Annotated in this window: 24 protein-coding genes; 16 read left to right on the top strand and 8 right to left on the bottom strand. The window is 70.8% G+C overall.

Annotated elements, in window-relative coordinates; translation table 11 throughout:
• Positions 1 to 33 precede the first annotated feature (33 nt).
• Positions 34 to 3,570: a DNA polymerase III subunit alpha gene (gene dnaE / locus ACQ0O7_RS01520; RefSeq protein ID WP_430779883.1), complete on the top strand. Its 3,537-nt coding sequence runs from the start codon at positions 34 to 36 to the stop codon at positions 3,568 to 3,570.
• A gap of 30 nt (positions 3,571 to 3,600) precedes the next feature.
• Positions 3,601 to 4,449: a hypothetical protein gene (locus ACQ0O7_RS01525; RefSeq protein ID WP_430779884.1), complete on the top strand. Its 849-nt coding sequence runs from the start codon at positions 3,601 to 3,603 to the stop codon at positions 4,447 to 4,449.
• A 103-nt stretch (positions 4,450 to 4,552) separates the two neighbouring features.
• On the opposite strand, the gene ACQ0O7_RS01530 is transcribed toward ACQ0O7_RS01525, so the two are convergent.
• The gene (locus ACQ0O7_RS01530; protein WP_430779885.1) at positions 4,553 to 5,266 is read right to left on the bottom strand and encodes an LON peptidase substrate-binding domain-containing protein; all 714 of its coding nucleotides are present in this window, start codon (positions 5,264 to 5,266) and stop codon (positions 4,553 to 4,555) included.
• A gap of 109 nt (positions 5,267 to 5,375) precedes the next feature.
• Here ACQ0O7_RS01530 and hisD point away from each other — a divergent pair, with 109 nt between their 5' ends.
• The 7 genes from hisD to priA are packed head-to-tail and all read left to right on the top strand — an operon-like array spanning position 5,376 to position 10,360.
• Positions 5,376 to 6,737 (top strand): histidinol dehydrogenase, encoded by a 1,362-nt coding sequence (gene hisD, locus ACQ0O7_RS01535; RefSeq protein ID WP_430779886.1) that lies wholly within the window; start codon positions 5,376 to 5,378, stop codon positions 6,735 to 6,737.
• Positions 6,734 to 7,885 (top strand): histidinol-phosphate transaminase, encoded by a 1,152-nt coding sequence (locus ACQ0O7_RS01540; RefSeq protein ID WP_430779887.1) that lies wholly within the window; start codon positions 6,734 to 6,736, stop codon positions 7,883 to 7,885. The genes hisD and ACQ0O7_RS01540 overlap by 4 nt, the downstream gene beginning before the upstream one ends.
• Positions 7,882 to 8,493, top strand: coding sequence for an imidazoleglycerol-phosphate dehydratase HisB (gene hisB, locus ACQ0O7_RS01545; RefSeq protein ID WP_430779888.1), 612 nt, complete (start codon positions 7,882 to 7,884; stop codon positions 8,491 to 8,493). The genes ACQ0O7_RS01540 and hisB overlap by 4 nt, the downstream gene beginning before the upstream one ends.
• Positions 8,490 to 8,651, top strand: a complete 162-nt coding sequence (locus ACQ0O7_RS01550) for a hypothetical protein (RefSeq protein ID WP_430779969.1) — start codon at positions 8,490 to 8,492, stop codon at positions 8,649 to 8,651. Before hisB ends, ACQ0O7_RS01550 begins: the two co-directional genes overlap by 4 nt.
• Positions 8,648 to 9,265 (top strand): imidazole glycerol phosphate synthase subunit HisH, encoded by a 618-nt coding sequence (gene hisH, locus ACQ0O7_RS01555; RefSeq protein ID WP_430779966.1) that lies wholly within the window; start codon positions 8,648 to 8,650, stop codon positions 9,263 to 9,265. The genes ACQ0O7_RS01550 and hisH overlap by 4 nt, the downstream gene beginning before the upstream one ends.
• A gap of 18 nt (positions 9,266 to 9,283) precedes the next feature.
• A complete protein-coding gene (locus ACQ0O7_RS01560) occupies positions 9,284 to 9,604 on the top strand; it encodes a hypothetical protein (protein ID WP_430779889.1) in 321 nt (106 codons plus the stop codon).
• 36 nt (positions 9,605 to 9,640) lie between these two features.
• On the top strand, positions 9,641 to 10,360 hold the full coding sequence (gene priA, locus ACQ0O7_RS01565) for a bifunctional 1-(5-phosphoribosyl)-5-((5-phosphoribosylamino)methylideneamino)imidazole-4-carboxamide isomerase/phosphoribosylanthranilate isomerase PriA (RefSeq protein ID WP_430779890.1): 720 nt from the start codon (positions 9,641 to 9,643) through the stop codon (positions 10,358 to 10,360).
• Here the strand turns inward: priA and ACQ0O7_RS01570 are convergent.
• A complete protein-coding gene (locus ACQ0O7_RS01570) occupies positions 10,326 to 11,234 on the bottom strand; it encodes a LysR family transcriptional regulator (RefSeq protein ID WP_430779891.1) in 909 nt (302 codons plus the stop codon). The genes priA and ACQ0O7_RS01570 overlap by 35 nt on opposite strands.
• Positions 11,235 to 11,307: 73 nt before the next feature.
• Here ACQ0O7_RS01570 and ACQ0O7_RS01575 point away from each other — a divergent pair, with 73 nt between their 5' ends.
• The gene (locus tag ACQ0O7_RS01575; protein WP_430779892.1) at positions 11,308 to 12,183 is read left to right on the top strand and encodes an EamA family transporter; all 876 of its coding nucleotides are present in this window, start codon (positions 11,308 to 11,310) and stop codon (positions 12,181 to 12,183) included.
• Positions 12,180 to 12,941 carry an imidazole glycerol phosphate synthase subunit HisF gene (hisF, locus tag ACQ0O7_RS01580; protein ID WP_430779893.1) on the top strand — a complete coding sequence of 254 codons (762 nt, stop codon included), beginning with the start codon at positions 12,180 to 12,182 and terminating at the stop codon, positions 12,939 to 12,941. Before ACQ0O7_RS01575 ends, hisF begins: the two co-directional genes overlap by 4 nt.
• A 6-nt stretch (positions 12,942 to 12,947) precedes the next feature.
• Here hisF and ACQ0O7_RS01585 read toward each other — a convergent pair whose 3' ends face one another.
• Together ACQ0O7_RS01585 and ACQ0O7_RS01590 are read right to left on the bottom strand one after the other, a co-directional pair.
• On the bottom strand, positions 12,948 to 13,376 hold the full coding sequence (locus ACQ0O7_RS01585; protein WP_430779894.1) for a hypothetical protein: 429 nt from the start codon (positions 13,374 to 13,376) through the stop codon (positions 12,948 to 12,950).
• Between the two features lie 25 nt (positions 13,377 to 13,401).
• Complete coding sequence (locus ACQ0O7_RS01590; protein ID WP_430779895.1) at positions 13,402 to 14,025, bottom strand: YczE/YyaS/YitT family protein; 624 nt, start codon at positions 14,023 to 14,025, stop codon at positions 13,402 to 13,404.
• A gap of 58 nt (positions 14,026 to 14,083) precedes the next feature.
• Here ACQ0O7_RS01590 and ACQ0O7_RS01595 point away from each other — a divergent pair, with 58 nt between their 5' ends.
• Positions 14,084 to 15,538: a PLP-dependent aminotransferase family protein gene (locus tag ACQ0O7_RS01595; protein ID WP_430779896.1), complete on the top strand. Its 1,455-nt coding sequence runs from the start codon at positions 14,084 to 14,086 to the stop codon at positions 15,536 to 15,538.
• A 398-nt stretch (positions 15,539 to 15,936) separates the two neighbouring features.
• On the opposite strand, the gene ACQ0O7_RS01600 is transcribed toward ACQ0O7_RS01595, so the two are convergent.
• Positions 15,937 to 17,760, bottom strand: a complete 1,824-nt coding sequence (locus ACQ0O7_RS01600) for an AMP-dependent synthetase/ligase (RefSeq protein WP_430779897.1) — start codon at positions 17,758 to 17,760, stop codon at positions 15,937 to 15,939.
• Between the two features lie 154 nt (positions 17,761 to 17,914).
• On the opposite strand from ACQ0O7_RS01600, the gene ACQ0O7_RS01605 reads away from it, so the two are divergent.
• Positions 17,915 to 19,315 (top strand): PLP-dependent aminotransferase family protein, encoded by a 1,401-nt coding sequence (locus tag ACQ0O7_RS01605; RefSeq protein WP_430779898.1) that lies wholly within the window; start codon positions 17,915 to 17,917, stop codon positions 19,313 to 19,315.
• On the opposite strand, the gene ACQ0O7_RS01610 is transcribed toward ACQ0O7_RS01605, so the two are convergent.
• Both ACQ0O7_RS01610 and ACQ0O7_RS01615 read right to left on the bottom strand, forming a co-directional pair.
• Positions 19,201 to 20,496, bottom strand: a complete 1,296-nt coding sequence (locus ACQ0O7_RS01610; RefSeq protein WP_430779899.1) for an APC family permease — start codon at positions 20,494 to 20,496, stop codon at positions 19,201 to 19,203. The two genes, ACQ0O7_RS01605 and ACQ0O7_RS01610, sit on opposite strands and share 115 nt — an antisense overlap.
• Positions 20,497 to 20,561: 65 nt before the next feature.
• On the bottom strand, positions 20,562 to 21,188 hold the full coding sequence (locus ACQ0O7_RS01615; protein WP_430779900.1) for a TIGR03085 family metal-binding protein: 627 nt from the start codon (positions 21,186 to 21,188) through the stop codon (positions 20,562 to 20,564).
• A 118-nt stretch (positions 21,189 to 21,306) separates the two neighbouring features.
• Here ACQ0O7_RS01615 and ACQ0O7_RS01620 point away from each other — a divergent pair, with 118 nt between their 5' ends.
• Both ACQ0O7_RS01620 and ACQ0O7_RS01625 read left to right on the top strand, forming a co-directional pair.
• Positions 21,307 to 23,070: an ABC transporter ATP-binding protein gene (locus tag ACQ0O7_RS01620; RefSeq protein WP_430779901.1), complete on the top strand. Its 1,764-nt coding sequence runs from the start codon at positions 21,307 to 21,309 to the stop codon at positions 23,068 to 23,070.
• Complete coding sequence (locus ACQ0O7_RS01625; RefSeq protein WP_430779902.1) at positions 23,067 to 24,827, top strand: ABC transporter ATP-binding protein; 1,761 nt, start codon at positions 23,067 to 23,069, stop codon at positions 24,825 to 24,827. The genes ACQ0O7_RS01620 and ACQ0O7_RS01625 overlap by 4 nt, the downstream gene beginning before the upstream one ends.
• 106 nt (positions 24,828 to 24,933) lie before the next feature.
• On the opposite strand, the gene rpsD is transcribed toward ACQ0O7_RS01625, so the two are convergent.
• Entirely contained in the window at positions 24,934 to 25,542 is a 609-nt protein-coding gene (gene rpsD, locus ACQ0O7_RS01630) for a 30S ribosomal protein S4 (protein ID WP_430779903.1), read from the bottom strand.
• A gap of 71 nt (positions 25,543 to 25,613) precedes the next feature.
• Here rpsD and ACQ0O7_RS01635 point away from each other — a divergent pair, with 71 nt between their 5' ends.
• Entirely contained in the window at positions 25,614 to 26,351 is a 738-nt protein-coding gene (locus ACQ0O7_RS01635) for a DUF2470 domain-containing protein (protein WP_430779904.1), read from the top strand.
• The last annotated feature ends 117 nt before the right edge of the window (positions 26,352 to 26,468 follow it).

A 26,468-nucleotide genomic window follows, 5' to 3' on the forward strand; every position in this document is an offset into this window, starting at 1 on the left:
TTCACGGCGCCGTCGGCGATTAGGGGGTTCCGGGTGTCTGACTCGTTCGTGCATCTACATGTGCACACAGAGTATTCAATGCTCGACGGGGCGGCCCGGATCAAGGAACTTCTCGCCGAGGCGAAACGGCTCGGCATGCCGGCCGCGGCGATCACCGACCACGGCAACATGCACGGTGCCTACGACTTCTACACGCAGGCCACGAAGGCCGGCGTGACCCCGGTGATCGGGGTCGAGGCCTATGTCGCGCCGGAGTCCCGGCTGGACAAGAAGCGCATCAAGTGGGGCCGTCCGGAGCAGAAGTCGGACGACGTCTCCGGTAACGGTGCGTACACGCATATGACCATGTGGGCGCGTAACGCGGTCGGTCTGAAGAACCTGTTCCGGCTCAACTCGCGCGGCTCCATGGAGGGCCAGCTCGGCAAGTACCCGCGGATGGACTTCGACATCATCGCGGAGCACGCCGAGGGGATCATGGGCACCACCGGCTGCCCGTCCGGCATCGTGCAGACCCGGCTGCGGCTGGGCCATTTCGACGAGGCGCTCAAGTCGGCCGCGCGCTACCAGGAGGCGCTCGGTAAGGAGCACTACTTCCTGGAGATCATGGACCACGGCCTGTCGATCGAGCGGCGGGTCCGCGACGGCCTGCTGGAGATCGGTAAGAAGCTCAACATCCCGCCGCTGGTGACCAACGACTCGCACTACGTGCACGAGGAGCAGTCCGCGGCCCACGACGTGCTGCTGTGCGTGCAGACCGGCAGCAACGTGGCCGACCCGAACCGGTTCCGCTTCGACGGATCCGGCTACTTCGTGAAGTCGGCCGACCAGATGCGTGCCGTGGACTCCTCCGAGGCCTGGCAGGAGGGCTGCCGCAACACCCTGCTGGTGGCCGAGAAGGTGGACACCGAGGGGATGTTCACGTTCAAGAACCTGATGCCCCGGTTCCCCATCCCGGACGGCTTCACCGAAGAGGAGTACTTCCGGCACATGGCGTTCGAGGGGCTGCGCAAGCGGTTCCCGGACGGCATCCCGGAGACCCACGTCAAGCAGGCCGACTACGAGCTCGGCGTGATCATCTCGATGGGTTTCCCGGCGTACTTCCTGGTGGTCGCCGACTTCATCCAGTGGGCCAAGGACAACGGCATCGCGGTCGGTCCCGGCCGTGGCTCGGCGGCCGGTTCGCTGATCGCGTACGCGATGGGCATCACCGACCTCGACCCGCTCCCGCACGGGCTGATCTTCGAGCGGTTCCTCAACCCCGAGCGTGTCTCAATGCCCGACGTCGACATCGACTTCGACGACCGGCGCCGCGCCGAGGTGATCCGCTACGTCACCGAGAAGTGGGGCGAGGACAAGGTCGCCCAGATCGCCACCTTCGGCACGATCAAGGCCAAGGCCGCCATCAAGGACTCGGCCCGGGTGCTGGGTTACCCGTTCGCGGTCGGCGACAAGATCACCAAGGCGATGCCGCCGGACGTGATGGGCAAGGGCATCACCCTCGGCGGCATCTTCAACAAGGACGACAAGCGGTACAACGAGGCGGGCGAGGTCCGCGGCCTGTACGAGACCGACCCGGACGTCAAGAAGGTCATCGACACCGCCCGCGGCATCGAGGGCCTGATCCGGCAGACCGGTGTGCACGCCGCCGGCGTCATCATGTCCGCCGAGCCGATCATCGACCACATCCCGCTGATGCGCCGGGCCAGCGACGGTGTGATCATCACGCAGTTCGACTACCCGACCTGCGAGACGCTCGGCCTGCTGAAGATGGACTTCCTCGGCCTGCGCAACCTGACCATCCTGGACGACGCCAACCGCAACGTCGAGATCAACCACGGTCAGAAACTCGACCTGCTCAAACTGCCGCTGGACGACCCGAAGGCGTACGAGCTGCTGGCCCGCGGCGACACCCTGGGCGTGTTCCAGCTCGACGGCGGGCCGATGCGCTCTCTGCTGCGCCTGATGAAACCGGACAACTTCGAGGACATCTCCGCCGTCCTGGCGCTCTACCGCCCCGGCCCGATGGGCGTCGACTCGCACACCAACTACGCGCTGCGCAAGAACGGCCTCCAGGAGATCACCCCGATCCACCCGGAGCTGGAGGAGCCGCTGCGGGAGATCCTGGAGCCCACCTACGGCCTTATCGTCTACCAGGAGCAGGTGCAGCGCGCCGCGCAGATCCTCGCCGGCTACAGCCTGGGCCAGGCCGACCTGCTGCGCCGCGCCATGGGTAAGAAGAAGAAGGAGATCCTGGACCAGGAGTTCATCCCGTTCCGGGACGGCTGCCGCGAGCACGGCTACTCCGACGAGGCCATCCAGGCGGTCTGGGACGTGCTGGTCCCGTTCGCCGGCTACGCCTTCAACAAGGCCCACTCCGCCGCGTACGGGCTGGTCTCCTTCTGGACCGCCTACCTCAAGGCGCACTACCCGGCCGAATACATGGCCGGCCTGCTCACCAGCGTCGGCGACGACAAGGACAAGATGGCGATGTATCTGGCGGAGTGCCGCCGGATGGGCATCCAGGTCCTCCCGCCCGACGTGAACCAGTCGTCCGGCCCGTTCACCCCGGTCGGCAAGGACATCCGCTTCGGCCTCGGCGCGGTCCGCAACGTCGGCGGCAACGTGGTCGAGGCGATCGTCCGCTGCCGCAAGGAGAAATCCGAGTACAAGGACTTCTACGACTTCCTGTCCAAGGTCGACGCGGTCGCCTGCAACAAGAGGACGATCGAATCGCTGATCAAGGCGGGCGCGTTCGACTCGATGGGGCACAGCCGCAAGGGCCTGCTCGCCGTGCACGCCGAAGCGATCGACGCGTACGCGGACGTGAAGAAGAACGAGGCGGCCGGCCAGTTCGACCTGTTCGGGGCGTTCGGCGACGACACCGGTGGCACCGGCTCAGCCGCCGTCACCATGCCCCCGATCGGCGACAGCGAGTGGGACAAACGCGACAAACTGGCCTTCGAGCGGGAGATGCTCGGCCTGTACGTCTCCGACCACCCGCTCGCCGGCCTGGAAGCGATGCTGGCCAACGCGGCCGACACCTCGATCGCCGCACTCAACGAGGAGGGCTCCGTCCCGGACGGCGCGGTGGTCACCCTCGCCGGCATCCTGACCGGAGTGCAGCGCCGCATCACCAAGCAGGGCAAATCGTGGGCGTCGGCCACCCTGGAAGACCTGGCCGGCGGGGTCGAGGCACTGTTCTTCCCGAACACGTACGAACTGGTCGGGCAGTACATCGCCGAAGACGCGATCGTGGTCGTCAAAGGCCGGATCGACAGGCGCGACGACCAGGCCCGGATCATGGCGATGGACATGTCCATCCCCGACATCTCGCACAACCCGGACAACAAGCCGGTCACCCTGACCATGCCGATCACCCGGTGCACGCCGCCGATGGTCGACCAGCTCAAGGAGATCCTGGTCAGTCACCCGGGCGAGACCGAAGTGCACGTCCACCTGCAGAACGGCAGCCGCACCACGGTCATGCGGCTCGGCGCCTTCCGGGTCGCGGCGACGCCGGCCCTGCGCGCCGACCTCAAGATGATCCTGGGCCCGGCGGCCGTCGCCTGACCGAGCATCCGGATCTGGAAGGATCGTAGGGTGGCGTACCCGCATGAGCAGTCGGCGCCGGCCGAACCGGCCCCCGCCGGCCCTGTTCCGCCCGGCCCCGCGTTCTTCGGCGCCGGGCCGGAATGGCAGCAGTGGTTCCGGATGCGCCAAGGCAGCCGGCGGCCGTTGCGGCGCAGCCTCGCCGTCGCCGCCGGCAGCGCGACCGCGATCAGCGTCCTCGGCGTCCCGCTCGGACTCCTCTGGGCATGGCTGACACCGTCCGTGCCGGTGGTCAACGCCGGCCAGTCCAGGATCCTCGTCACCGACCCGTCGCCGGAGCAGTACATCGCCGCCGACGGCTGGTTCACCCTCCTCGGCCTCGGCTTCGGGCTGATCGTGACGATCGTGGCCTGGCTGGTGATGCGCCGCGACCGGGGGCCGTTCCTGCTGCTCGGCGTGGTCGGCGGCACACTGCTGAGCGGGTTCCTGGTGGCGCCGATGGCCGGTGAGTTCCTCGGGCGCGGCGCCTACGACCAGTGGCGGGCCACCGCGGCACAGGGGGCGACCTATCTGGCGCCGCCCGAGGTGCAGGCGCTCGGGCCGAAACTGGTGCCGGCGTTCGTGGCCGCGATCGTGCTCACCCTGCTGGCCGGCTGGTCCAACGACCCCGACCTGGACCATCCGGGCGCGATGCCGGGCTATGCCGCCAACCACCCGGAGACCGGCATGACCGACCATCCGGGGTACGGCGGTGCGGTCGCGTCCGGGGCGGAGACGGACTTTCCGCGGTACGGGGGAACCACCACCGGGTTCGGGCCGGAGCATGGATTCCCCGGGCAGCCGCCGAGATCACCCGACGTGCTCGGTAACCCGGACGGGACACCCACCGGGGATCGGTGACCGCCGCATTCGGCCCGGCGGTCGCGGGCCGGTCCCGCGCCGCGCCCACCTCGCGGGGTGGACGCGGTAGGTGTGGATCGGCGGGGGCCGACGATCGTACCGGCTAATTGGGGCTTGCGGGTCTGGCCAGGTCGGACAGTGGGACCGGGACCGCTCGGACCCGCGCCAGCAGGCCCGCCTCGCGGTTCAGCAGGCGCAGCTCGGCCCGCAGCCGGGCCGCCGTGTCGGGGCTGGACAGCAGCATCTGGCGTTCCTCGACGGTGAGCTGGGCGGTCGCCGCGACCAGATGGGACAGCACGGTCGGATCGTCCGGCACCTGGTCGAGGACCTCGCTGTTGGGGCGCAGCAACTCCAGGTAGGAGCGGAACGCGGTCAGCACCCGCGGCGCCAGGATCTGCGCGGTCTGACTCGGCTCGTCCTCCTCCGGCAGCCACTCGACACGCGCCGTCAGGTACGGCTCGGCGCCCTGCTCGACACCGAGCACACTGAACCGGCGCCGCCCCACGGTCATGATGTCGAACCGGCCGTCCGGCAGTTCGGTGACATGCCGCAGCTCGGCGGTGCAGCCCACGTCGTAGAGATCGTCGGCGCCGACCGGGGGAGCGGGGGGGACCGCACCGTCCTCCCCGGGGTCGGGCGCGACCTCGCTGCCGTGGCGCAGCGTGACCACGCCGAACTCGTGCGGTGTCGTCCCCTCCGGCCGGGCCACCAGCTCACGCACGAGGGCGCGGTAACGCTCCTCGAAGATGTGCAGGGGCAGGACCAGGCCGGGGAAGAGCACCGTGCTCAGCGGGAAGACCGGTAGCCGATCGCTCACGCGTTCAGCCTAGTCGTCCGACGACCTTGGTCAACCCGCCGACATCCCAACGCCTGGGCCGGGTCACTCGGCGCGGAAACCCGGTTGGCCGGGCGCATAGACTGGGCGGGTGCTGAATCGGATCGACCTGCGCAGCTCCACCGACGGGCTCAGCTCCACCGACGGGCCCAGCTCCACCGAGGGGCACGGCTCCGGCCGGGACCCGCGCGGACTGCTGCCCCGTGCCCAGCTCGACGTCTCCGTGGCCGTCGAGAGGATTCGACCGCTCGTCGAGGCGGTCCATGAGCATGGGTTCAGCGCGATCCGGGAGGCGACGGAGAGGTTCGACGGTGTCACCCTGGAGCGTCTGCGGGTGCCGGCCGAGGCGATCGCCGCGGCCGCCGAGTCGCTGGAGCCGGAGGTGCGCGCCGCCCTGCTCGAGGTGATCAGACGAGCCCGCAAGGTGCACGCCGACCAGCGCCGCACCGACGTCACCACCCAGGTGGTGGACGGCGGCACGGTCACCGAGCGGTGGGTTCCGGTGCGCCGGGTCGGGCTGTATGTCCCGGGTGGCCTGGCCGTCTACCCGTCGACCGTGGTGATGAACGTGGTGCCCGCCCAGGAGGCCGGCGTCGAGGCCCTGGTGGTCACGTCGCCGCCGCAGACCGCCAACAACGGCCTGCCCGACTCGCGGGTTCTCGCCGCGTGCGCCCTGCTCGGGGTGACCGAGGTCTACGCGGTCGGCGGCGCGCAGGCGATCGCCATGCTGGGCTACGGCTCGGACGGCGCCGGCGAGGGCGACAGGTGTGAGCCGGTGGATGTGATCACCGGGCCGGGCAACATCTGGGTGACCGCGGCCAAGCGGCTGCTGCAGGGCCGGGTCGGCATCGACGCGGAGGCCGGCCCGACCGAGATCGCCATCCTGGCCGACGACACCGCCGACCCGCGGCACGTGGCCGCCGACCTGATCAGTCAGGCCGAGCACGACCCGCTGGCCGCCAGTGTGCTGGTCACGCCGTCGGTGGAGCTGGCCGACGCGGTCGAGATCGAGCTGGCGAAACAGGTGGCCGCCACCCGGCACGACGAGCGGGTGCGCACCTCGCTGACCGGTGAGCAGTCCGGCATCGTCCTGGTCGACGACCTGGAGCAGGGCTTGCGGGTGGTCGACGAGTACGCCGCGGAGCACCTGGAGATCCAGACCCGGGACGCCCGGGAGTGGGCGATGCGGGTGCGTAACGCCGGTGCGATCTTCGTTGGCGCGTGGGCGCCGGTGTCGCTGGGTGACTACGCGGCCGGGTCCAACCACGTGCTGCCGACCGCCGGTTGTGCCCGGCATTCGTCGGGGCTGTCCGTCCAGTCGTTCCTGCGGGGCATCCACGTGGTGGAGTACACCGAGGACGCCCTGCGTGACGTCGCCGGCCACGTGGTGGCCCTGGCGAACGCGGAGGATCTCCCCGCCCACGGCGACGCGGTGCGGGCCAGGTTCTCGTGACCACCGTCGACGACCTTCCGATCCGGGACGACCTGCGTGGCCAGACCCCCTACGGCGCGCCGCAGCTCGACGTGGCGGTGCGGCTGAACACCAACGAGCACGCCTTCGCGGTGCCGGCGCCGGTGATCGAGGAGATGCGCAAGCGGCTCGACGCCGAGCTGCCCGAGCTGAACCGCTATCCGGACCGGGACGCGGTCGGGCTGCGCACCGATCTGGCCGGCTATCTGGGTCACGGCCTCGGCTTCGAGCGGGTGTGGGCGGCCAACGGGTCCAACGAGGTGCAGCAGCAGCTGTTGCAGGCGTTCGGCGGCCCGGGGCGGACGGCTCTCGGGTTCGGCCCGTCCTACTCGATGCATCCGCTGCTCGCGGCCGGCACCGGCACCCGCTGGATCGGTTCGCTGCGTGACCCGGACTTCGGGCTGCGGGCCGACGCGGCGGTCGCCGAGATCCACCGGCACGACCCGGATCTGGTGTTCCTCTGTTCGCCGAACAACCCGACCGGCACCGCCCTGGACCCCGCGGTGATCGACGCGGTGCTGGGGGCGGCGCGCGGCATGGTGATCGTCGACGAGGCCTATTTCGAGTACGCCCGGGTCGGCACCCGCAGCGCCATCGAGTTGCTGCCGGGGCACCCGCGCCTGGTGGTGACCCGGACGATGAGCAAGGCGTTCGGGTTCGCCGGTGGGCGGCTGGGCTATTTCGCGGCCGATCCGGCGGTGGTGGACGCGGTCCAGCTGGTGCGCCTGCCGTACCACCTTTCGGCGTTGACCCAGGCCGCCGCCCGGGCCGCGGTGTCGCAGAGCGCGGCGTTGCTGGCCACGGTCGAGAAGATCAAGGTCCAGCGGGATCGCATCGTTGACACCTTCCGCGAGTCCGGCATTCCAGCGGCGGAGAGCGATGCGAATTTTGTCCTTTTCCGTGTCGACGATGATCAGAAAGCCGTCTGGCAGCGGTTCCTGGACCGGGGTGTGCTGATCCGGGACGTCGGGCTGGCCGGCTGGCTGCGGGTCACCGCGGGCACCGAGGAGGAGACCACCGCCTTCCTGAACGCCGCCGGGGAGATCCTCGGCGAGCGGGGCGAGACCAGTGAACACAGTGCGGCGAAGTCGGCTCGCGGCACTGACGAGCGAAGCGAGGAAGCGCTGTGAGCCGTGTCGGCCGCATCGACCGTGTCACCAACGAGACCAAGGTGCTCGTCGAGATCGACCTCGACGGCACCGGCAAGGGCGACCTGCACACCGGGGTCGGCTTCTACGACCACATGCTCAACCAGCTCGCCAAGCACGGCGGTTTCGACCTGACCGTGCGTACCGAAGGCGACCTGGAGATCGACTCGCACCACACCATCGAGGACACCGCGATCGCGCTCGGTGAGGCGTTCAGCCAGGCGCTCGGTGACAAGCGGGGCATCCGGCGGTACGGGTCGGCCACCATCCCGATGGACGAGGTCCTGGTCCGGGCCGCCGTCGACCTGTCCGGCCGGGCCTACGTGGTGCACGACGAGCCGCTGCTCGTGCCGTACATCGGGCCGGTCTACGCGACCAGCATGACCCGGCACATCTTCGAGGCGTTCGGGCACGCGGCCAGGGTGACCCTGCACGTGGACGTGCTGCGGGCCTGCCGTCCGGGTGGGCACCCGGACGCCCACCACGTGGTGGAGGCACAGTTCAAGGCGTTCTCCCGGGCGCTGCGCGAGGCCGTCGAGATCGACCCGCGCAACGCCGGCGCGCTGCCCTCCACCAAGGGGGTGCTGTGATCTCCATGGTGCTGTTCGCGCTGGCCGGTCTGCTGATCGGCGGCGTGCTCCAGCTCGTCAGATCGCAGGCGACGAAGTTCAGCATCGGGATCACCGCGGTGCTCGCGGTGCTCGCCGCGGCGGGCGGGTTCGCCTGGTGGCCGTCGGGGGAGGCGTGATGAACGTCGTCATTCTGGACTACGGATCCGGCAACCTGCGGTCGGCCGAACGCGCCGTGGCCCGGACCGGTGTGACGGTGACCGTCACCAGCGATCTGGGCCTGGCGGCCGAGGCGGACGGGCTGGTCGTGCCGGGTGTCGGCGCCTATGCCGCGTGCATGGCCGGGATCGAGGCGCTGGACGCCGGGCCGGTCATCGCCGCCCGGGTCGCCGCCGGTAAGCCGGTGCTGGGCATCTGTGTGGGCATGCAGATCCTGTTCGAGTCCGGGGTCGAGCACGGTGTGGAGACCAAAGGGCTGGGGCTGCTGCCCGGTTCGGTGACCCGGCTGTCCGCCGAGCGGATCCCGCACATGGGCTGGAACACGGTGGCGGTGCCCGACGGGTCGGCGCTGTTGGCCGGCCTGGCGCGGGACGCCCGGTTCTACTTCGTCCACTCGTACGCCGCCCAGGATCTCGATCTTTTGAACGGTGCCCTGGTGACCACCGCCAGCCATGATCAGCCGTTCGCCGCGGTGGTGGAGGCGGGCGCCCTCAGCGCCGCGCAGTTCCACCCGGAGAAGTCCGCCGATTCCGGGTTCGCGCTGCTGAAGAACTGGGTGGCGACCCTCCGGTGAGCCTCCGGTGAGCCTCCAATGAGCAAGGAGCGCGCTAGGCGGCGGGCCGAGCGGCTCGCCGTCCTGGAACGGGAGAAGGCCGGCCGGGCCCGTAAGGCGGCCCGGCACGACCGGCTTCAGGCGCTCCGGAAACGCCTGACCCCGCGGTTCGGGCGGGACGGCCGGATCTATCTGCGCAGCCTGCGGCAGCGGATCGGGATCGCGGGCGCCACGCTGGCGGCCATCATCCTGGTGTGGACGTTCGTCCCGGAACTCGCGCTCCGGATCATTCTGACCGCCATCATCATCCTGGCCGTGCCGGCCCTCGTCGTCGTGGTGCTCGGACGCCGTGCCTCATGAGCCGTGCCTCGTAAGTAAAGCTTTCCAAGGAGACAGATGACCCTGCAACTGCTGCCCGCCGTGGATGTCGCCGACGGTCAGGCGGTCCGCCTGGTCCAGGGCGCCGCCGGTTCGGAGACCGCCTACGGCGACCCCCTCGACGCCGCGCTGGCCTGGCAGAACGACGGCGCCGAGTGGATCCACCTGGTCGACCTGGACGCCGCGTTCGGCAAGGGCTCGAACGCCGAACTGCTCGCCGAGGTGGTCCGCCGCCTGGACGTGAAGGTGGAGCTGTCCGGTGGCATCCGCGACGACGAGTCGCTGACCCGGGCGCTGGCCACCGGCGCCCAGCGGGTCAACATCGGCACCGCCGCGCTGGAGGACCCTGAGTGGTGCGACCGGATCTGTGGTGAGTACGGCGACCGGGTCGCGATCGGCCTGGACGTGCGCGGCCGCACCCTGTCCGCGCGCGGCTGGACCCGGGACGGCGGCGACCTCTACGAGGTGCTGGCCCGGCTGGACTCCGCGGGCGCGTCGCGGTATGTCGTCACCGACATCACCAAGGACGGCACCATGCGCGGCCCGAACCTGGATCTGCTGCGGGAGGTGTGCGCGGCCACCGACAAGCCGGTGATCGCCAGCGGTGGCGTCTCCACGCTGGACGACCTGCGTGCCCTGGCGACGCTGGAGCCGATCGGGGTGGAGGGTGTGATCGCGGGTAAGGCGCTCTACGCGGGGGCGTTCACCGTACGAGAAGCGCTTGCCGTTCTCGGTTGATCTGCCAGGCCTCACGTAGCGCCTGTTCGGCGGCCCGGATCGCGGGCCGGGCCGCCGAGGAGTCGCGCCAGGCGAGCACCACCCGGCGGGTAGGTGCCGGATTTATCCGGACGATCCGCGTCCCGGCCGGCAGGTCGCCGCGCGCCAGCCGCGGGATCAGCCCGACCCCCAGCCCGGCCGCGATCAACGTCAGCTGCGTCTCGAACTCGCCGACCTGGAAGTCCGGCACCACCCCGGGCAGGCTGCGGATCAGGTATTCGTAGCAGACGTCACCCGCGCGCACGCCGATCCAGCGCTCGTGCCGGGCGTCCTCCAGGGTCGCCTCGCCGACGAGACGATGATCATCGGGGACCACCAGATCTGCATGATCCTCACCGATCTGGATTTTTACTACAAAATCCGGATACGTGAGGGCGACCTCCGGCCAGTCGTCCAGCACCGCCAGATCCACATGCCCCCGGCGCAGCAGCTCCAGACCCTCGTGCGGATTCACCTCGATCAACCCGGTGGTCAACTGCGGATGCTCAGTGGCCAGACGGCGCAGCGCGTGCGGCATCAACGCCCGGCACGCGGTGGCGAAAGCGGTCATGGTCAACCGCCCGGTGACCGTGTCCCGATGCGCGGCCAGTGCCGTCTCCGCCTCGTCCAGGCTGCTCAGCACCCGTTCGGCGTGACCGGCGAGGACCCGCCCGGCCTCGGTCAGGCGCAGCCGGCGGCCGTCCTTCTCGACCAGCGTGGAACCGGTCTCCCGCTCCAGCTTGCTGATCTGCTGGGACACCGCCGACGGTGTGCAGTGCAGGGCCTGCCCGGCGGCCAGAACGGTCCCATAGCTGGCCACGGCATGGAGGGCGCGCAATCTCCCCACGTCGATCATGTAGCGATGCTACATCGTCGGTGTAGAACATTTCGCTGGTGCTTAACGGTCCCGCCGGGTCAGGCTGACTGCCATGAGACCGCGTGACCTCCTCATCGCCGTCGGCGTGGCGGCCGTCTGGGGATTCAACTTCGTCGCCATCGACGCCGGGCTGCGGCACTTCCCGCCACTGCTCTTCTCGGCGCTGCGGTTCGCGCTCGCCGCCTTCCCCGCGCTGCTGTTCGTCGGCCGCCCCCAGGTCGCCTGGAAATGGCTGATCACCGTCGCGCTGGTGCTCGGCGTGTGCAAGTTCAGCCTGCTCTTCATCGGCATGCACGCCGGGATGCCGGCCGGCCTCAGCTCCCTGGTGCTGCAGAGCCAGGCCATCTTCACCATGCTGTTCGCGGTGCTGTTCCTGCGGGAGCGCCCCCGGCCCGTACAACTCGCCGGTCTCACCGTGGCCGTCGGCGGCATCGCCGTGGTCGCCACCCGGATGACCGCCAACCTGACCGCCTTCCTCCTGGTCGTCGCGGCGGCCGCGTGCTGGGGAGTGGCCAACGTGGCGACCCGTAAGGCCGCCCCGCCGGACACCCTGCGCTTCATGGTCTGGGTCAGCGCGCTCGCCACCGGCCCGCTGCTGATGCTCACCCTGATCGTCGACGGGCCGTCCACCGGCCTGGCCGCACTGCGCGCCGTCAACACCGAGGCGGTCCTCGCACTGCTCTACATCGCCCTGATCTCGACACTCGCCGGCTTCGCCGGATGGGGCCACCTGATGCGGCGGTACGGTGCCGCCACCGTCGCGCCGTTCTCCATGCTGGTGCCGTTCTTCGGCATCGCGTCGGCCGCCGTCCTCCTGGGCGAGCGGGTGCACACCGTCGACGTGATCGGTGGCGCGCTGGTGGTCGGCGGAGTGCTCCTGGGACTGGTCCGGGCACGCAGGCCCGCCCTGGTTAGGGTGGGGGCATGACGGTCGCGGTGCGTGTGATTCCCTGCCTGGACGTGGATGCCGGACGGGTGGTGAAAGGGGTCAACTTCGTCGACCTGCGCGACGCCGGCGACCCGGTCGAGCTGGCCGCCGCCTACGACGCGGCCGGTGCCGACGAGCTCACCTTCCTCGACGTGACCGCCTCCTCCGACGATCGCGGCACGATGCTGGACGTGGTGCGGCGTACCGCCGAAACGGTCTTCATCCCGCTCACCGTCGGCGGCGGCGTCCGCTCCCCGGAGAATGTGGACGTGCTGTTGCGGGCCGGCGCCGACAAGGTGGGCGTCAACACCGCCGCCATCGCCCGGCCAGAGCTGATCTCCGAGATCGCCGAGCGGTTCGGCAACCAGGTGCTGGTGCTCTCGCTGGACGTGCGCCGCTCGGCGGAGCAGCCCAGCGGCTGGGAGGTCACCACCCACGGCGGGCGGCGCAGCGCCGGGCTGGACGCCATCGACTGGGCGGAGCGGGTCGCCGCGCTGGGCGCCGGGGAGATCCTGCTCAACTCGATGGACGCCGACGGCACCAAAGCCGGCTTCGACCTCGACCTGATCCGCGCGGTCCGGGCCGTCGTCGACATCCCGGTGATCGCCAGCGGCGGCGCCGGCACCGTCGGCCACTTCCCGCCCGCCGTCGAAGCGGGCGCCGACGCGGTCCTCGCGGCCAGCGTCTTCCACTTCGGTGACCTGGCCATCGGCGAGGTCAAGGAGGGTCTGCGCACCGCCGGACACCCGGTGCGGTAAGAGAGGTCAGCGACCGTCGGCCAGCCGCAAGCTGTACTCCCGGACCGCCGCGTTGTAGGCCTGCTCGTCCAGATCCCACTCGCTGTAACCCGGCTCGGCCACCCGGTTGAGCTGGGTCTGCAGGGTCATCACCGCCGACGACAGGCCACTGAACGGGCGGGTCCGCCACAACTGCTCACCGGGCGGGGCCACCTGGATCAGATCCTCGTCCACCCGGATCAGCCCGGCCCCGGCCAGCCGGCGCACCGACTCCTCCAGGTCCTCCCGGGACGGCACACTGTGGTGCAGGAAATCGGCCGCGGCGATCACGTCGGCCAGCGTCGCCCCGGTCACCGGCAGCGCTGCGTGCAGTGCCCGGTCGCGCTCCAGGCGCTCGGCGATGACCGCGGAGACGAAGATCCAAGCGTCGTTCCAATTCCAGCCACCGGCCCCCATGCCGCAATGATGCCGTGCGTTCCGGTCACCGGGAAGCGAATGTGTCCGGAAGATCAATGCGGGACCGGTCCGGCACCGTCAGCCGCGGCAGGAACAGGTGCACCAGCGGGCCGATCGCCACCGCGTACGCGATCGTCCCCACCCCGACCGTGCCACCCAGCAGGAAGCCCGCACCCAGCACCAGAAGCTCGATCCCGGTCCGGATCACCCGCAGCGACACCGTCGGGAACCGGCCGGCCAGCCCGGTCATCAGCCCGTCCCGCGGCCCCGGCCCCATCCGGCTGCCGATGTAGAGGCCTGTCGCGAACCCGTTCAGCAGGATCCCGCCGACCAGCAGACCCACCTTCGCCGGCAGCGACTCACCGGCCGGCAGCAGGCGCAGGGCGGCGTCCGCGGCGAAACCCACCACCACCAGATTGGCCACCGTGCCGAACCCGGGCCGCTGCCGCAACGGAATCCACAGCAGCAGCACCGGCACACCCACCAGCAGCACCACCACGCCGAAACTGATCCCGGTCACCTCGGACAGTCCCTGGTGGAAGACGTCCCACGGGTTCAGGCCGAGACCCGACTCGACCATGAGAGCCGTGCTCACGCCGTATAGGACAAGGCCCACAAACAGCTGGACCACACGCCGAAACAGGTTCATGCTGCCACTCTTGATGCCAATCTGAGGATGTTAAAGTGCCAATCGCCGGGAGGTGGCTATGACGACATCGGTTCGTGGAGACCAATTGGCCCGTCTGCTGGGGCGGTGGCATGCCCTGCCCGGCCGACGGCGCAGCCCCGACTACGCCGCCCTCGCCGCCGCCGTCCGCGGCCTCCTCGCCGACGGCCGCCTCGCCCTCGGCGTCCGCCTGCCCGCCGAACGCGAACTCGCCGAAGCCCTCGCCGTCAGCCGCACCACCGTCTCCGCCGCCTACCGGGCACTCCGCGAAACCGGCCACCTCACCAGCCGCCGCGGCGCCGGCAGCTGGACCACCCTGCCCAACGGCCACCGCGTCGCCTCCTCCGGCCTGTGGACCCCCGAAGACGACCTCGACATGATCGACCTCGGGGTGGCCGCCTCCGCCGCCCCCGTCGAACTGGTGCCCGCCGCCCGCGCCGCCGCCGACGACCTGCCCCGCCACCTCGGCACCGCCGGCTACCTCCCCACCGGCCTGCCCGAACTGCGCGCCGCCGTCGCCGACGGATACACCGCCCGCGGCGTACCCACCTCCGCCGAACAGATCCTCATCACCAGCGGCACCCAGCAGGCCCTCGACCTGGTGCTACGGCTGTCCGTCCCGGTCGGCGCACCCGTCCTGGTGGAAACCCCCACCTACCCCAACGCGCTCGCCGCCCTCGCCGCCCGCCGCGCCCGGATCACCACCAACGGCCTCGACATCGAAACCGGCTGGGACGCCGAGATGCTGCTCGGGGCACTGCGCCAGACCCGGCCCCGGATGGCGTACATCATCCCCGAATTCCACAACCCCACCGGCCATCTGATGACCGCCGACCTGCGCGAACGCCTCGTCGCCACGGCACACTCCACCGGCACCGAGCTGATCGTCGACGAATCCTTCGTGGACCTGCCCCTCGACGACCCGGCCATGCCACCACCGGTCGCCGTCTTCGACAGACACTCCCGGGTCACCTCGATCGGCGGCATGAGCAAGCCCTACTGGGGCGGCCTGCGAATCGGCTGGGTGCGGGCCTCCGCCCCACTCGTCCAGCGGCTCGCCGCCATCCGGGTCGGCGTCGACATGTCCAGCCCCGTCCTCGACCAGCTGGTCGCCGTCCACCTGCTCCGCCAGTCCACCGAGATCGTCGCCGCCCGCCGCACCCAGCTGCGCTACCGCCGCGACGCGCTGATCGAAGCCCTGCGCACCGAACTCCCCGAATGGCGGTTCGTGATCCCCGGCGGCGGCGTCACCCTCTGGGCCGAACTCGACGGCCCGATCTCCAGCGCCCTTTGCCGCGCCGCCGAGGACGTCGGTGTCCGCCTGGCCCCCGGCCCGCGCTTCGGCCTGGACGGCACCCTGGAACGCTTCCTGCGCCTGCCGTTCACCCTGCCCGCCGACGACCTCACCGAAGCGGTCCGCCGCATCGCCTCGGTCCGCCACGACCTCGACCACACCCCACGCCCCGCCTGGCGAACCCCCGCCGTGATCGCCTGACCGACGATCAAGACCCGGCTCCGGTACGCCCGGCACCTCCCGCCGAACCACACCTCCCGTGGCTACAGCGCGAGGTTCGATCGCCCCCAGACCGCCCGGCGACTGCGCCACTCACCAAACACCCCCCGATTGGCGGCTAGCCGTACCTCAGCGGTCAAATACGGCTCCCATTACCTGCCTGAGGTACGGCTGAGGTTGCCCGGCTGTACCTCAGACAGGTAATGGGCACTCCGAAACCTGTCTGAGGTACGGCTAGCCGCCAATCGGGGTGTCTGCGCTACGGCTCGCCGGCCTGTGGGTGCGGGGGTGATCAGGTGCCGTACCGGAGGGTGTTCTGCCGGGAACAGTACGGCCGGCGAACCCGTGAGGGGTTCGCCGGCCGTGACCGGAAGGACGGGTCAGATCTGGGCGAGTGAGCCCTCGTACATCTTGTCGATGTGGTCGGCGAAGTTGGATTCCACGCTGCGGCGTTTGATCTTCATCGACGGGGTGATCTCGCCGGATTCGATGGTGAGGTCGCGGGGGAGGATGGTGAATTTCTTGACCGTCTCCCATCGGTTCAGCTTCGCGTTCAGTTCGGCGATGTAGCCCTCGACCAGCGCGTGCGTCTCCTTGGCCGCGATGATCTCGGCGTAGGATCTGCCGGCGAGCGGGCCGGTGGCGGCCCAGCCGACGATGGCCTCCTCGTCGAGGGCGATCAGCATGGTGACGAAGTTGCGGTTCTGGCCGATCACCACCGCCTGTGAGGTGTACGGGCAGACCGCCTTGAACGCGCCTTCGATCGCCGACGGGGCGACGAACTTGCCGCCGGACGTCTTGACCAGGTCCTTCTTCCGGTCGGTGATCTTGAGGTAGCCGTCGGCGTCGACTTCGCCGATGTCGCCGGTGCGCAGGAAGCCGTCTTCGGTGAGTGCCTCGGCGGTGGCTTCGGGCAGGTTGTGGTAGCCGCGCATCACCGGCGCGCCGCGCAGCAGCACCTCGCCGTCGCTGTCGATGCGGACCTCCAGGTCGCCGAGCGGCTGGCCGACCGAGCCGATCTTGAGCTTGCCGCGCCGGTTGACGAAGTTGGCGGCGCACGACTCGGTCAGGCCGTAGCCCTCCAGGATCGGCAGGTTGGCCGCGGCGAAGAACTCGGAGATGTCCTTGCTGAGCGCGGCCGAACCGCTGACCAGCACCTTGATGTTGCCGCCGAGCCGCTGCTGGAGCTTGCTGAAGACCAGTTTCTCGGCGATCGAGTACTGGAGGGCGAGGAGTCCGGGGACCGGCTTGCCGGCCTGCTGCAGGGCGACCCGCTTCTTGCCGGTGGCGACCGCCCAGCTGAAGATCTTCGGCTTCAGGCCGGTGCCGCCGAGGCCGCTGGTGACGGTCTTGTTGTAGACCTTCTCGTAGATGCGCGGCGGGGCGCACATGAGCGTCGGCCGGATCACCGAGAGCAGGTCGATCAGGCGGTCGACCCGGCCGTCGACGTAGGTCGGGACGCCCACGTGCACGATGCCGCAGAGCAGCGTCTTGCCGAACGCGTGCGACATCGGCAGCCACAGGTAGTGCAGGTCCTGCGGGGAGAACAGGCCGAGGTCCTCCTGTGCCACACCCTCCCAGGTCCAGCCGCGGTGCAGCAGCTCGACGCCCTTGGGGCGGCCGGTGGTGCCGGAGGTGTAGATCAGCGTGGCCACGTTCTCCGGGCCGAGCTGGGCGGTGATGTCGTCGATCAGGGTGGGTTCGCGGGTCAGCGCCTCGGCGCCGAGCTTCTCCAGCTCGGTGAGGGTGATCTGCGGCGGGGTGGCGCCGGCGTCGGCGGGCCCGTCGATCAGCACCACCTTGGTCACCGCGGTCTGCGCGCCGGCCAGTTTGAGGGCCTGTTTGGCGTTCTCCGCGATCAGCACCTTGGAGCCGGAGTCGGACACGATGAACGCGGTGTCCTCCGGCTCGGTGGTCGGGTAGACGGTGGTCGCGGCCGCGCCGGCCACGTTGATGCCCAGGTCGGCGAGGATCCACTCGAGCCGGGTGTTGGAGAGGATCGCGACCCGGTCCTCCACGCCGACGCCCAGTTCGCGCAGGCCGGCGCCGATGGCCTTGACCCGGTCGCCGACCTGGCGCCAGGTCAGCCAGTCGGCGCCGGTGTCGGTGGAGTTGGGACCGGCGAAGGCGCGGGCGTCCGGGGTTTTCGCCACGCGCTGGAAGAGCATGTCAGGGATCGACCGGTAAGGAACCTGGAGAGCCATATCGGGCGCCGCCTTAAACCATCAACGGGGGGTACGTAACTGAAGTGTTACCGCACAGTAATGGAGGTGCGGCACCACGGCTAGGGTTCTGATCTTCCCCATCGTAGTTCGTCGCCTGCCCGGGGCCTACGGTGAGCTGCGGGAGGGTGGTGCCGTGGAGCTGATCGTCGAGGAGTCCGGGGAGCGCACCGCGGCCGTCTACCGGGCTCTGCGGGCGGCCATCGTGGACGGCCGGGTGCCGCCCGGGTTCCGGTTGCCGGCCACCCGGGTGCTCGCCGCCGACCTGGGCATCTCTCGGGGGAGTGTGGCCGGGGCGTACGAGCGGCTGGCCGCCGAGGGTTTCCTGACGGCGCGGGTGGGTGCGGGGACGTTCGTGTCCGGTGAGGTGACCGTGCCGCGGGCGCGGCGGGCGGCCGCCGACCCGTTGCGCCCGCGGGACGGCTGGGCGCTCACCCCGTTGCCGGCCAGTGGGGAGGTGCCGGCGCCGCGGTTCGATTTCCGGACCGGGATTCCGGACGCCGGGTTGTTCCCGTTCGACACGTGGCGCCGGCTGGTCGGCGCCGAGCTGCGGCTGGGGGCGAACCGGCCGGGCACGTACGCCGATCCGGCCGGCCATCCGGGGTTGCGGGCCGCGATCGCCCGCTATCTGGGGTTCGCCCGGTCGGTGCGGGCCGGTGCGGACGAGGTGGTGGTCACCAACGGCACCCAGCATGCCCTGGATCTGATCGGCCGGGTGCTGTTGCGTGCCGGTGACGTGGTGGCGGTGGAGGAGCCCGGCTATCCACCGGCCCGCCGGCTGTTCACCGCGATGGGTGTCCGGGTGGCCGGGGTCCGGGTGGACGCGGAGGGCCTGGTGGTGGCGGAGCTGCCGGACCGGGCCCGGCTGGTGTACGTGACTCCGTCGCACCAGTTCCCGCTGGGCCGGACGATGAGCCTGGCCCGCCGTCAGGAGTTGCTGGAGTGGGCGCGGACCCGGTCGGTGGCGATCGTCGAGGACGACTACGACAGCGAGTTCCGGTTCTCGGCCCGCCCGCTGGAGCCGCTGCGCACCCTGGATCACAGTGGCCGGGTGCTCTATGTGGGGACGTTCTCGAAGAGCATGATGCCGGCGATGCGGACCGGGTTCGTGCTGGTGCCGCCGGGTCTGCGGCCGGCGGTGACGGCGGCCCGGCAGCTGGGTGACGGGCACGGGCAGACGGCGGTGCAGGCGGCGCTGGCCCGGTTCATCGAGGAGGGGCTGTTCGCCCGGCACGTGCGCAAGGCGGGCCGGGTGTACGCCGCCCGGCACGCCCGGGTGGCCGCCGCGCTGGCCGCGATCCCCGGTCTGGACGTCCTGGAGTCGGCAGCCGGGCTGCACGTGACGGCGTTGCTGCCGGAGCCGGCCGGCCGGATGGTGCGGGCCGCCCGGCGGCAGGGGGTGGTGGTGGAGGATCTGGCGGCTTACGCGGGGGAGGAGCAGTCGGCGTTCTCCGGGCTGGTGGTCGGGTTCGGCGCGGTCGCCGACGACCGGATCGAGGAGGGGATCGGTGTCCTGGCCCGGCTGATCGCCTGGTAGGCCACCGCCCCGCCGGCCACCACCAGGCTGAACAGGGCGGGCCAGCCGTTCAGCCAGAGCAGTGCGACGACCGGGACGAACGCGGTCGCGGCGATCATCCGGGCGCCGGTGCCGGGCAGCAGGCGCAGCGCGGCGGCCGTGCCGATCACGTAGACCAGGGTGAAGCAGCCGGTGGTGAGCAGGGCGGCGGTGTGCAGGTCGATCGGCAGCAGCACGCAGCCGATCGACGCGACCAGGACGAACGTCAGCGAGCGGCGCGGGGTGCGGAGTGCGCCGGGCAGCGCGCCTTCCCGGGCCAGGGCCGCACCGAGCCGGCTCGACCCGGCGAAGTAGGCGTTCACCGCGCCGAGCGTGAGCACCACCGCGATCACCGCGGTGACCAGCCGGACCGGGCCGCCCAGCCCGATCGCCAGCAGGTCGGCGAGCGGGGCCCGGCTGCCGGCCAGCGCCGGGCCGAGGGCGAGCACGCTGACGACGGCGACGGCCAGGTAGAGGACACCGACCACGCCGACCGCGATCAGGGTGGCCCGGGGCACGTCGCGGCGCGGGTTGCGGTATTCGCCGGAGAGTGAGGAGAGCGCCTCCCAGCCGGCGAAGCCCCAGACCAGCAGGGCCGCCGCCGCGCCGACTCCGGTCCAGCCGTGCGGTGCGAACGGGGTCAGGTTGTCCCACCGGGCGTGCGGCAGGGCGGCGAGCACCGTCACCACCAGCATCGTGGCGAGCGCGATCGACATCGCCACCTGCACCCGGCCGGAGACCCGCAGACCGAACCAGTTCATGGCGTACGCGGTACCGACGATCGCCAGGAACGTGGCCAGTTCGGTGGCCCGGCCGCCACCGAGGACGTCGGAGACGTACCCGCCGGTGAATCCGACCGCGACCGGGGCGCCGAGCGGCACCGCGAAGTAGAAGGTCCAGCCGACCGCGGCGGAGATCCGGGGGCCGAAGGCCATCGCGGCGTACGTGGAGACGCCCCCGCCGTCCGGATAGCGCGCGCCGAGGGCGGCGAACGTCCAGGCCAGCGGGGCGGACAGGACGATCAGGGCGAGCCAGGCGAGCAGGGCGGCGGGCCCGGCGGCGCCGGCGGCGAGCGCGGGCAGGGAGATCAGCCCGGTGCCGAGGACGGCGCCTACGGAGAGTGCGGCGCCCTGGGCGACGGACAGGTCGGTGCGTGCGGTCATGAGCTGAATCTAGGTGCGGATCGGACCACCCTCCGAGCCAATTCCGGCCCGATCGGGTGGGCCAATCAGATGCCCAGGCGGGCGGTGCGCAGCCGCTCGGCGACCGCCGGATCGCCGTCCACGGTGACCCGGGTGGCGCGCTGCCGGCCGAAGAAGAACATCGCCAGCTCACCCGCGTCGCCGGTGACCCGGACCCGCGGGCCGGCGCCGTTGCGGACCGCGGTCAGCCCGGTGGCCTCGATCTCGGCGGTGACCCCGAGCCGGCGCAGCGAGGCCCGTGCCACCAGTTTGACGTTGCTCCACAGCGCCGCCTCGAACTCGGCGCCCAGCACCCGCGGCTCCCACGGGCCGGCGCCGCGGCGCACGTCCTCGTGGTGGACGTAGAACTCCATGGTGTTGGTGAACGGCTCCACCAGCGGGTTGCTGACCGGGCTCCAGGCCGGCGGGTGGCGCAGCTGGGCGATCAGCTCCGGGTAGGGCAGTGCGGCCCGGGCCAGCCGGACCCGCTCACCGTGCCCGGCCAGTGGTTTGACCAGCATCCCGATCGCCGAGTCCGGCCGCCGCTCGCGGACCACGATGTGCGCCGCCAGGTCACGGGTGGTCCACCCCTCGCAGAGGGTCGGCGCGTCCGGGCCCTCCCGCAGCAGCAGGTCGGCGAGCAGGTCCCGCTCGACGCGGGCGAAGTTGGTCATGCATCGATGGTATGCCGCGATGTAATCGTGGCCACGATGTAAACACGCATCGGAGTGGGGAAGGATGGGGATGTAAGGTCGGCCAAGCCGACGAATGCTTACCAGTCAGGTAGGTAATGTGAGCAGCAGTACCGGCAATGACGTGCTGGGACGGGGACTGCGAGTGCTCGGCCAGGCGATCCGGACGGAGCCTCGGCTCTTCACCGTCAGCGTGCTGGGAAGCAGCCTCTTCGGTCTCTTGATCGTGGCGAACTCGTACGTGGTGGGCGCGGTGATCGGCCGGGTGGTGGTGCCGGCGCTCGCCGAGGACCGGATCAGCACCGGCGGCCTCGCCCTGGTGGTGGCGGTCTTCCTGGGGATCAGCGGCCTGCGGGTGGCGAGCATCTTCGCCCGCCGGCTGGCCGCCGGGTTCATGCAGTTCCGGATGCAGGCCCGCTACCGGCGGGCGGTGACCCGCCGCTATCTCTCGCTGCCGCCGGAGTGGCATCAGCGCAACGCGACCGGGGAGCTGCTGTCCAACGCCAGCTCCGACGTGGAGGCCTCGTGGTCGCCGATCGCGCCGCTGCCGTTCGCGGTCGGCACCATCGTGATGATCCTGGGCGCGCTGGGCGCCCTCTTCGCCACCGACTGGGTTCTCGCCCTGGTCGGGGTGGCGCTGTTCCCGGCGCTCTTCGCGCTGAACTACTTCTACTCGCGGCGGATGTCGCCCCGGCAGATCCACGCCCAGCGGATGCGGGCCACGGTGGCCGCGGTCGCGCACGAGAGCTTCGACGGCGCGCTGGTGGTCAAGACCATGGGCCGGGAGGCCGACGAGTCCCGCCGGTTCGGTGTCTACGTCGCCGACCTGCGGGACGCGCTGGTCGCGGTGGGCCGGCTGCGCGGCGTCTTCGACCCGCTGATGGAGAGCCTGCCCAGCGTCGGCACCCTGGCGGTGCTGTTGCTCGGCACCTGGCGGCTGCAGACCGGCGCGGTCACCGTGACCGAGGTGGTCAGTGTGGCGTTCCTGTTCACCGTGCTGGCGTTCCCGGTCCGGGCGATCGGCTGGGTGATCGGTGAACTGCCGCGCAGCGTGGCCGGCTGGGAGCGGGTGCAGGCGGTGCTGACCGCCGAGGGCGACCTGGCGTACGGCGCCGGCGCCCTGCCCGGTGACGGCCCGGCCGAGCTGCGGTTCGATCGGGTCGGCTACCGCTACGGCGACGGCCCGCCGGTGCTGACCGACGTGTCGTTCACCGTCCCGGCCGGGCGCACGGTGGCCCTGGTCGGGGCGACCGGCTCCGGCAAGTCGACGATCGCCGCCCTGGCCGTCCGGCTGTTCGACCCGGAGTCCGGCGTGGTCTCCGCCGACGGGGTGAAACTGCCCGACCTGTCCGGCCCGGCCCTGGCCGGCGCCACCGCGCTGGTGCCGCAGGTGCCGTTCGTGTTCGACGACACGGTCCGCGGCAACATCGCCCTGGACCGGCCCGGCATCGACGACACCCGGGTGTGGTCGGCGATCGAGCTGGCCCAGGCCGGCCGGTTCGTCGACGGGCTGCCGGAGAAGATCGACACCCCGGTCGGCGAGCGCGGCACCTCGCTCTCCGGCGGGCAGCGGCAGCGCCTCACCCTGGCCCGCGCACTGGCCGGGCGGCCCCGGCTGCTGGTGCTCGACGACGCCACCAGCGCGGTCGACCCCCGGGTGGAGGCGGCGATCCTCGGGGCGCTGCGCGAATCCGGCACGTCGCTGCTGGTGGTGGCCTACCGGCGGGCCAGCATCGCGCTCGCCGACCAGGTGGTCTACCTGCATCGCGGCCGGGTGGTGGCGACCGGCACACACGCCGAGCTGATGGAGTCCCAGCCGGGTTACCGGGAGCTGGTCACCGCGTACGAGAAAGAAGGCAAATGAGCGACGCAGGAGCCCTGGTCACGCTGCGGCGTGGCCTGTCGCTCTCCCCGGAGCTGCGCACCGGCCTGGCCGGCACCCTCGGGCTGGCGATCCTCCAGATGGCCGGGCGGGTGGCCGTGCCGGTCGCCGTGCAGCAGGGCATCGACCACGGCATCAACGGCCCCGGCGGCCCCGACCCCCAGGTGGTCCTGGTGGTGGTCGCCCTCACCCTGGCCGCGCTGGTGATCTCGACGATCTGCGGCTATCTGATGACCCGGCGGCTGTTCACGGTCAGCGAGAACGCGCTCGGCGGCCTGCGGTCCCGGACCTTCCGGCACATCCACGACCTGTCGATGCTGCACCAGCAGTCCGAACGGCGCGGCTCGATGGTGTCCCGGGTGACCGGCGACGTGGACCAGATCTCCCAGTTCCTGCAGACCGGCGGGGTGCAGCTGCTGCTCTCCCTCGGCCAGCTGATCGTCTCCGTGGTGGTGATGTTCGCCTACTCGTGGCAGCTCACCGTGGTGGTGCTGCTCGCCTTCGCGCCGGCGATCGCGGTGATCCGGCTGTTCCAGAAGCGGCTGGCGGCGGTCTACCGGACGGTCCGGGAACGCAGCGGGCTGATGCTCGGGGCCATCGCGGAGAGTGTGGTGGGGGCCACGGTGATCCGGGCGTACGGGGTGTCCGAGCGGACCGGCCGGCGCCTCGACACCGCCGTCGACGATCTGCGGACCGCCCAGCAGCGGGCCATCCGGGCCAGCGTGACCAGCTTCTCCAGCGGCGAGATCGCGGCCGGCCTGGCCCTGTCCGGGGTGGTCGTGGTGGGTGTCCTGCTCGGCGCGGACAACGGGATGACGGTGGGCCGGCTCACCGCGTTCCTGTTCCTGGTGACGCTCTTCATCCAGCCGGTGCAGATCGCCACCGAGCAGCTCAACGAGGCGCAGAACGCGGTGGCCGGCTGGCGGCGCATCCTCGACGTGCTGGATGTCGAACCGGACGTGGCCGACCCCGACGACCGGGGTGTGGACCTGCCGGCCGGGCCACTGTCGGTGCGCTTCGACCACGTGTCGTTCCGCTATCCGGGCGGCCCGATCGTGCTCGACGACGTGGACCAGACGCTGGCGGCCCGGAAGAAGTACGCGGTGGTCGGCGAGACCGGCAGCGGCAAGACCACGTTCGCGAAACTGCTCACCCGGCTGATGGACCCGGTCGACGGCACGGTGCTGCTGTCCGGGGTGCCGCTGACCGAGGTGCGGTTCTCGTCGCTGCGGTCGCGGGTGGTGATGGTGCCGCAGGACGGGTTCCTGTTCGACGCCACCATCGCCGGGAACATCCGGTTCGCCGAGCCGTCCCTCACCGACGAGCAGCTGCGGGACGCGTTCACCGAGCTGGGGCTGGGGGACTGGCTGGCCGGGCTGCCGGCCGGGCTGGAGACCGCGGTGGGCGAACGCGGGGAGGCGCTCAGCGTCGGCGAGCGGCAGTTGGTGGCGTTGGTCCGGGCGTACGTCGCCGATCCGGACCTGCTGGTGCTGGACGAGGCGACCAGTGCGGTGGACCCGGCCACCGAGGTGCGGCTGCAGCACGCGCTCGATCTGGTGACCCGGGGCCGGACCACCGTCGCCATCGCGCACCGCCTGTCCACGGCCGAGGCCGCGGACGAGGTCCTGGTAGTAGAAGCGGGCCGCGTCGTTCAACGCGGCCCGCACGCCCTCCTCGTCGCCGAGGAGGGTTCGATCTACAACAAGCTCTACGCCAGCTGGTTGGAGCAAACACGCTGACCGGCAACGTTCGCCGGTGAGATAAGCAAGTCGCTCGCAGCGGCCGCGGTCAGCCGTGACCGCTGCGAGAGGCCCGCCATTTCAGCGATTCAAGAGCCTGAACTACTTATCGCGCGTAGTACTCGACGACGAGCTGCTCGTCACAGAGGACCGGGACCTCGGAGCGCTGCGGGGCACGGATCACCGTGGTGCGCAGGTCCTCGAGGACGGTCGACAGGTACGGAGCGGTCGGGCCGTCGATGTGGGTGCCGGTCGCCGCGATCTGGAACGGCGGCTTCTGCCGGCTCGTCTCCTTGACCTCGATGACCTGGCCCGGCTTGAGCTTGTAGCCGGGGCGGTCCACCTTCTTGCCGTCCACGGTGAAGTGACCGTGCACGACGAGCTGGCGGGCCTGGTAGATGGTCCGGGTGAAACCGGCCCGGAACACGGTGGCGTCCAGCCGGCGCTCGAGCAGCGTGACCATGGTCTCGCCGGTCTTGCCCTCGGCCTTGTGAGCGGCGTCGTAAGCCGCCCGCATCTGGACCTCGCTGATGTTGTACTGGTGGCGAAGGCGCTGCTTCTCCAGCAGTCGGACCTGGTAGTCCGAGCTCTTGCGGCGTCCACGGCCGTGCACGCCCGGCGGGAACGGGCGACGCTCGAAGTACTTGACGCACTTACGCGTCAGAGGGATTCCGAGGGCGCGCGAGAGCTTCGCCTTGGGTCGGGAGTTGTTCAACTGCGATCTCCTGTTACGGTAAGCCTTGCCTTACTTAGGTAAGCCTAACTGGTGCCCGGAGGTGCTCGATCATGCAACCCAGTCCCGCCGAGATCGCACGAACGCTTGCCGCCGGCCACCTGCCCGCAGTCGCGCACATCGCTTGCCGTCCCGGACCGCTTCCGGTCCGGCACGTCACCGATGCGCAGGGACGCGTGCTTTTGCTAGTGCCGTCCGAGGGTACCCTTGCGGTCGCACTGCGCCCACAGGACGGTGCCGAAGACGCCGCCCTGGTGCTGGACATCAGGGATGTGCCGCCCATGGCGGTCTCCCCGTCCCTCGGTCGCGTGTGGGTCTCCGGCTGGGCCCGGAGGCTCGACGGAGACGACGCACGCGCTGCCGCCCTAGACTACGCCGACACCGACGCGTGCGGCGACCTGCTCGACATCGGCGAGAGCCAGGCCATCTTCCGGATGGAGATCGCCGAGGTCCGCTGGGAGCGCAACGACAAGCTGGTCGAGGTCGACCCGGACGACTACGCCGAGGCCACCCCGGACCCGCTGCGCGCCGTCGAGTTCGACCTGATCGCCGACCTGGCCGACCACCACATGGCCGAGATGAGCGACTACGTGCGCCGTCAGCTGGGCGAGAACGCCCGCCCGGACGACGACCCGAAGGTCGTCCGGATGGACCGGTACGGCTTCCTGGTGCGGATGGGCACCCGTTCGGCCCGGCTGGCCTTCCCCCGGCCGGTCACCGACCGGCACGACCTGGCACATCTGCTCCACCCGATCCTCTGCCGCCGCTGCTGCAACAGCACCGCCGCCTGAGGATCACCTGATCGAGGCGGGATCCCGCGGCGACCTTCTGCCGCCGTCATGCCGCGGGATCCCGTCCTCTGCCCTGCCACCCGGTGCCGCGGGTGGCAGGGCTCACTAATTTTCTCC

Source organism: Actinoplanes sp. G11-F43 (assembly GCF_050589265.1).
Classification (GTDB): Bacteria; Actinomycetota; Actinomycetes; order Mycobacteriales; family Micromonosporaceae; genus Actinoplanes.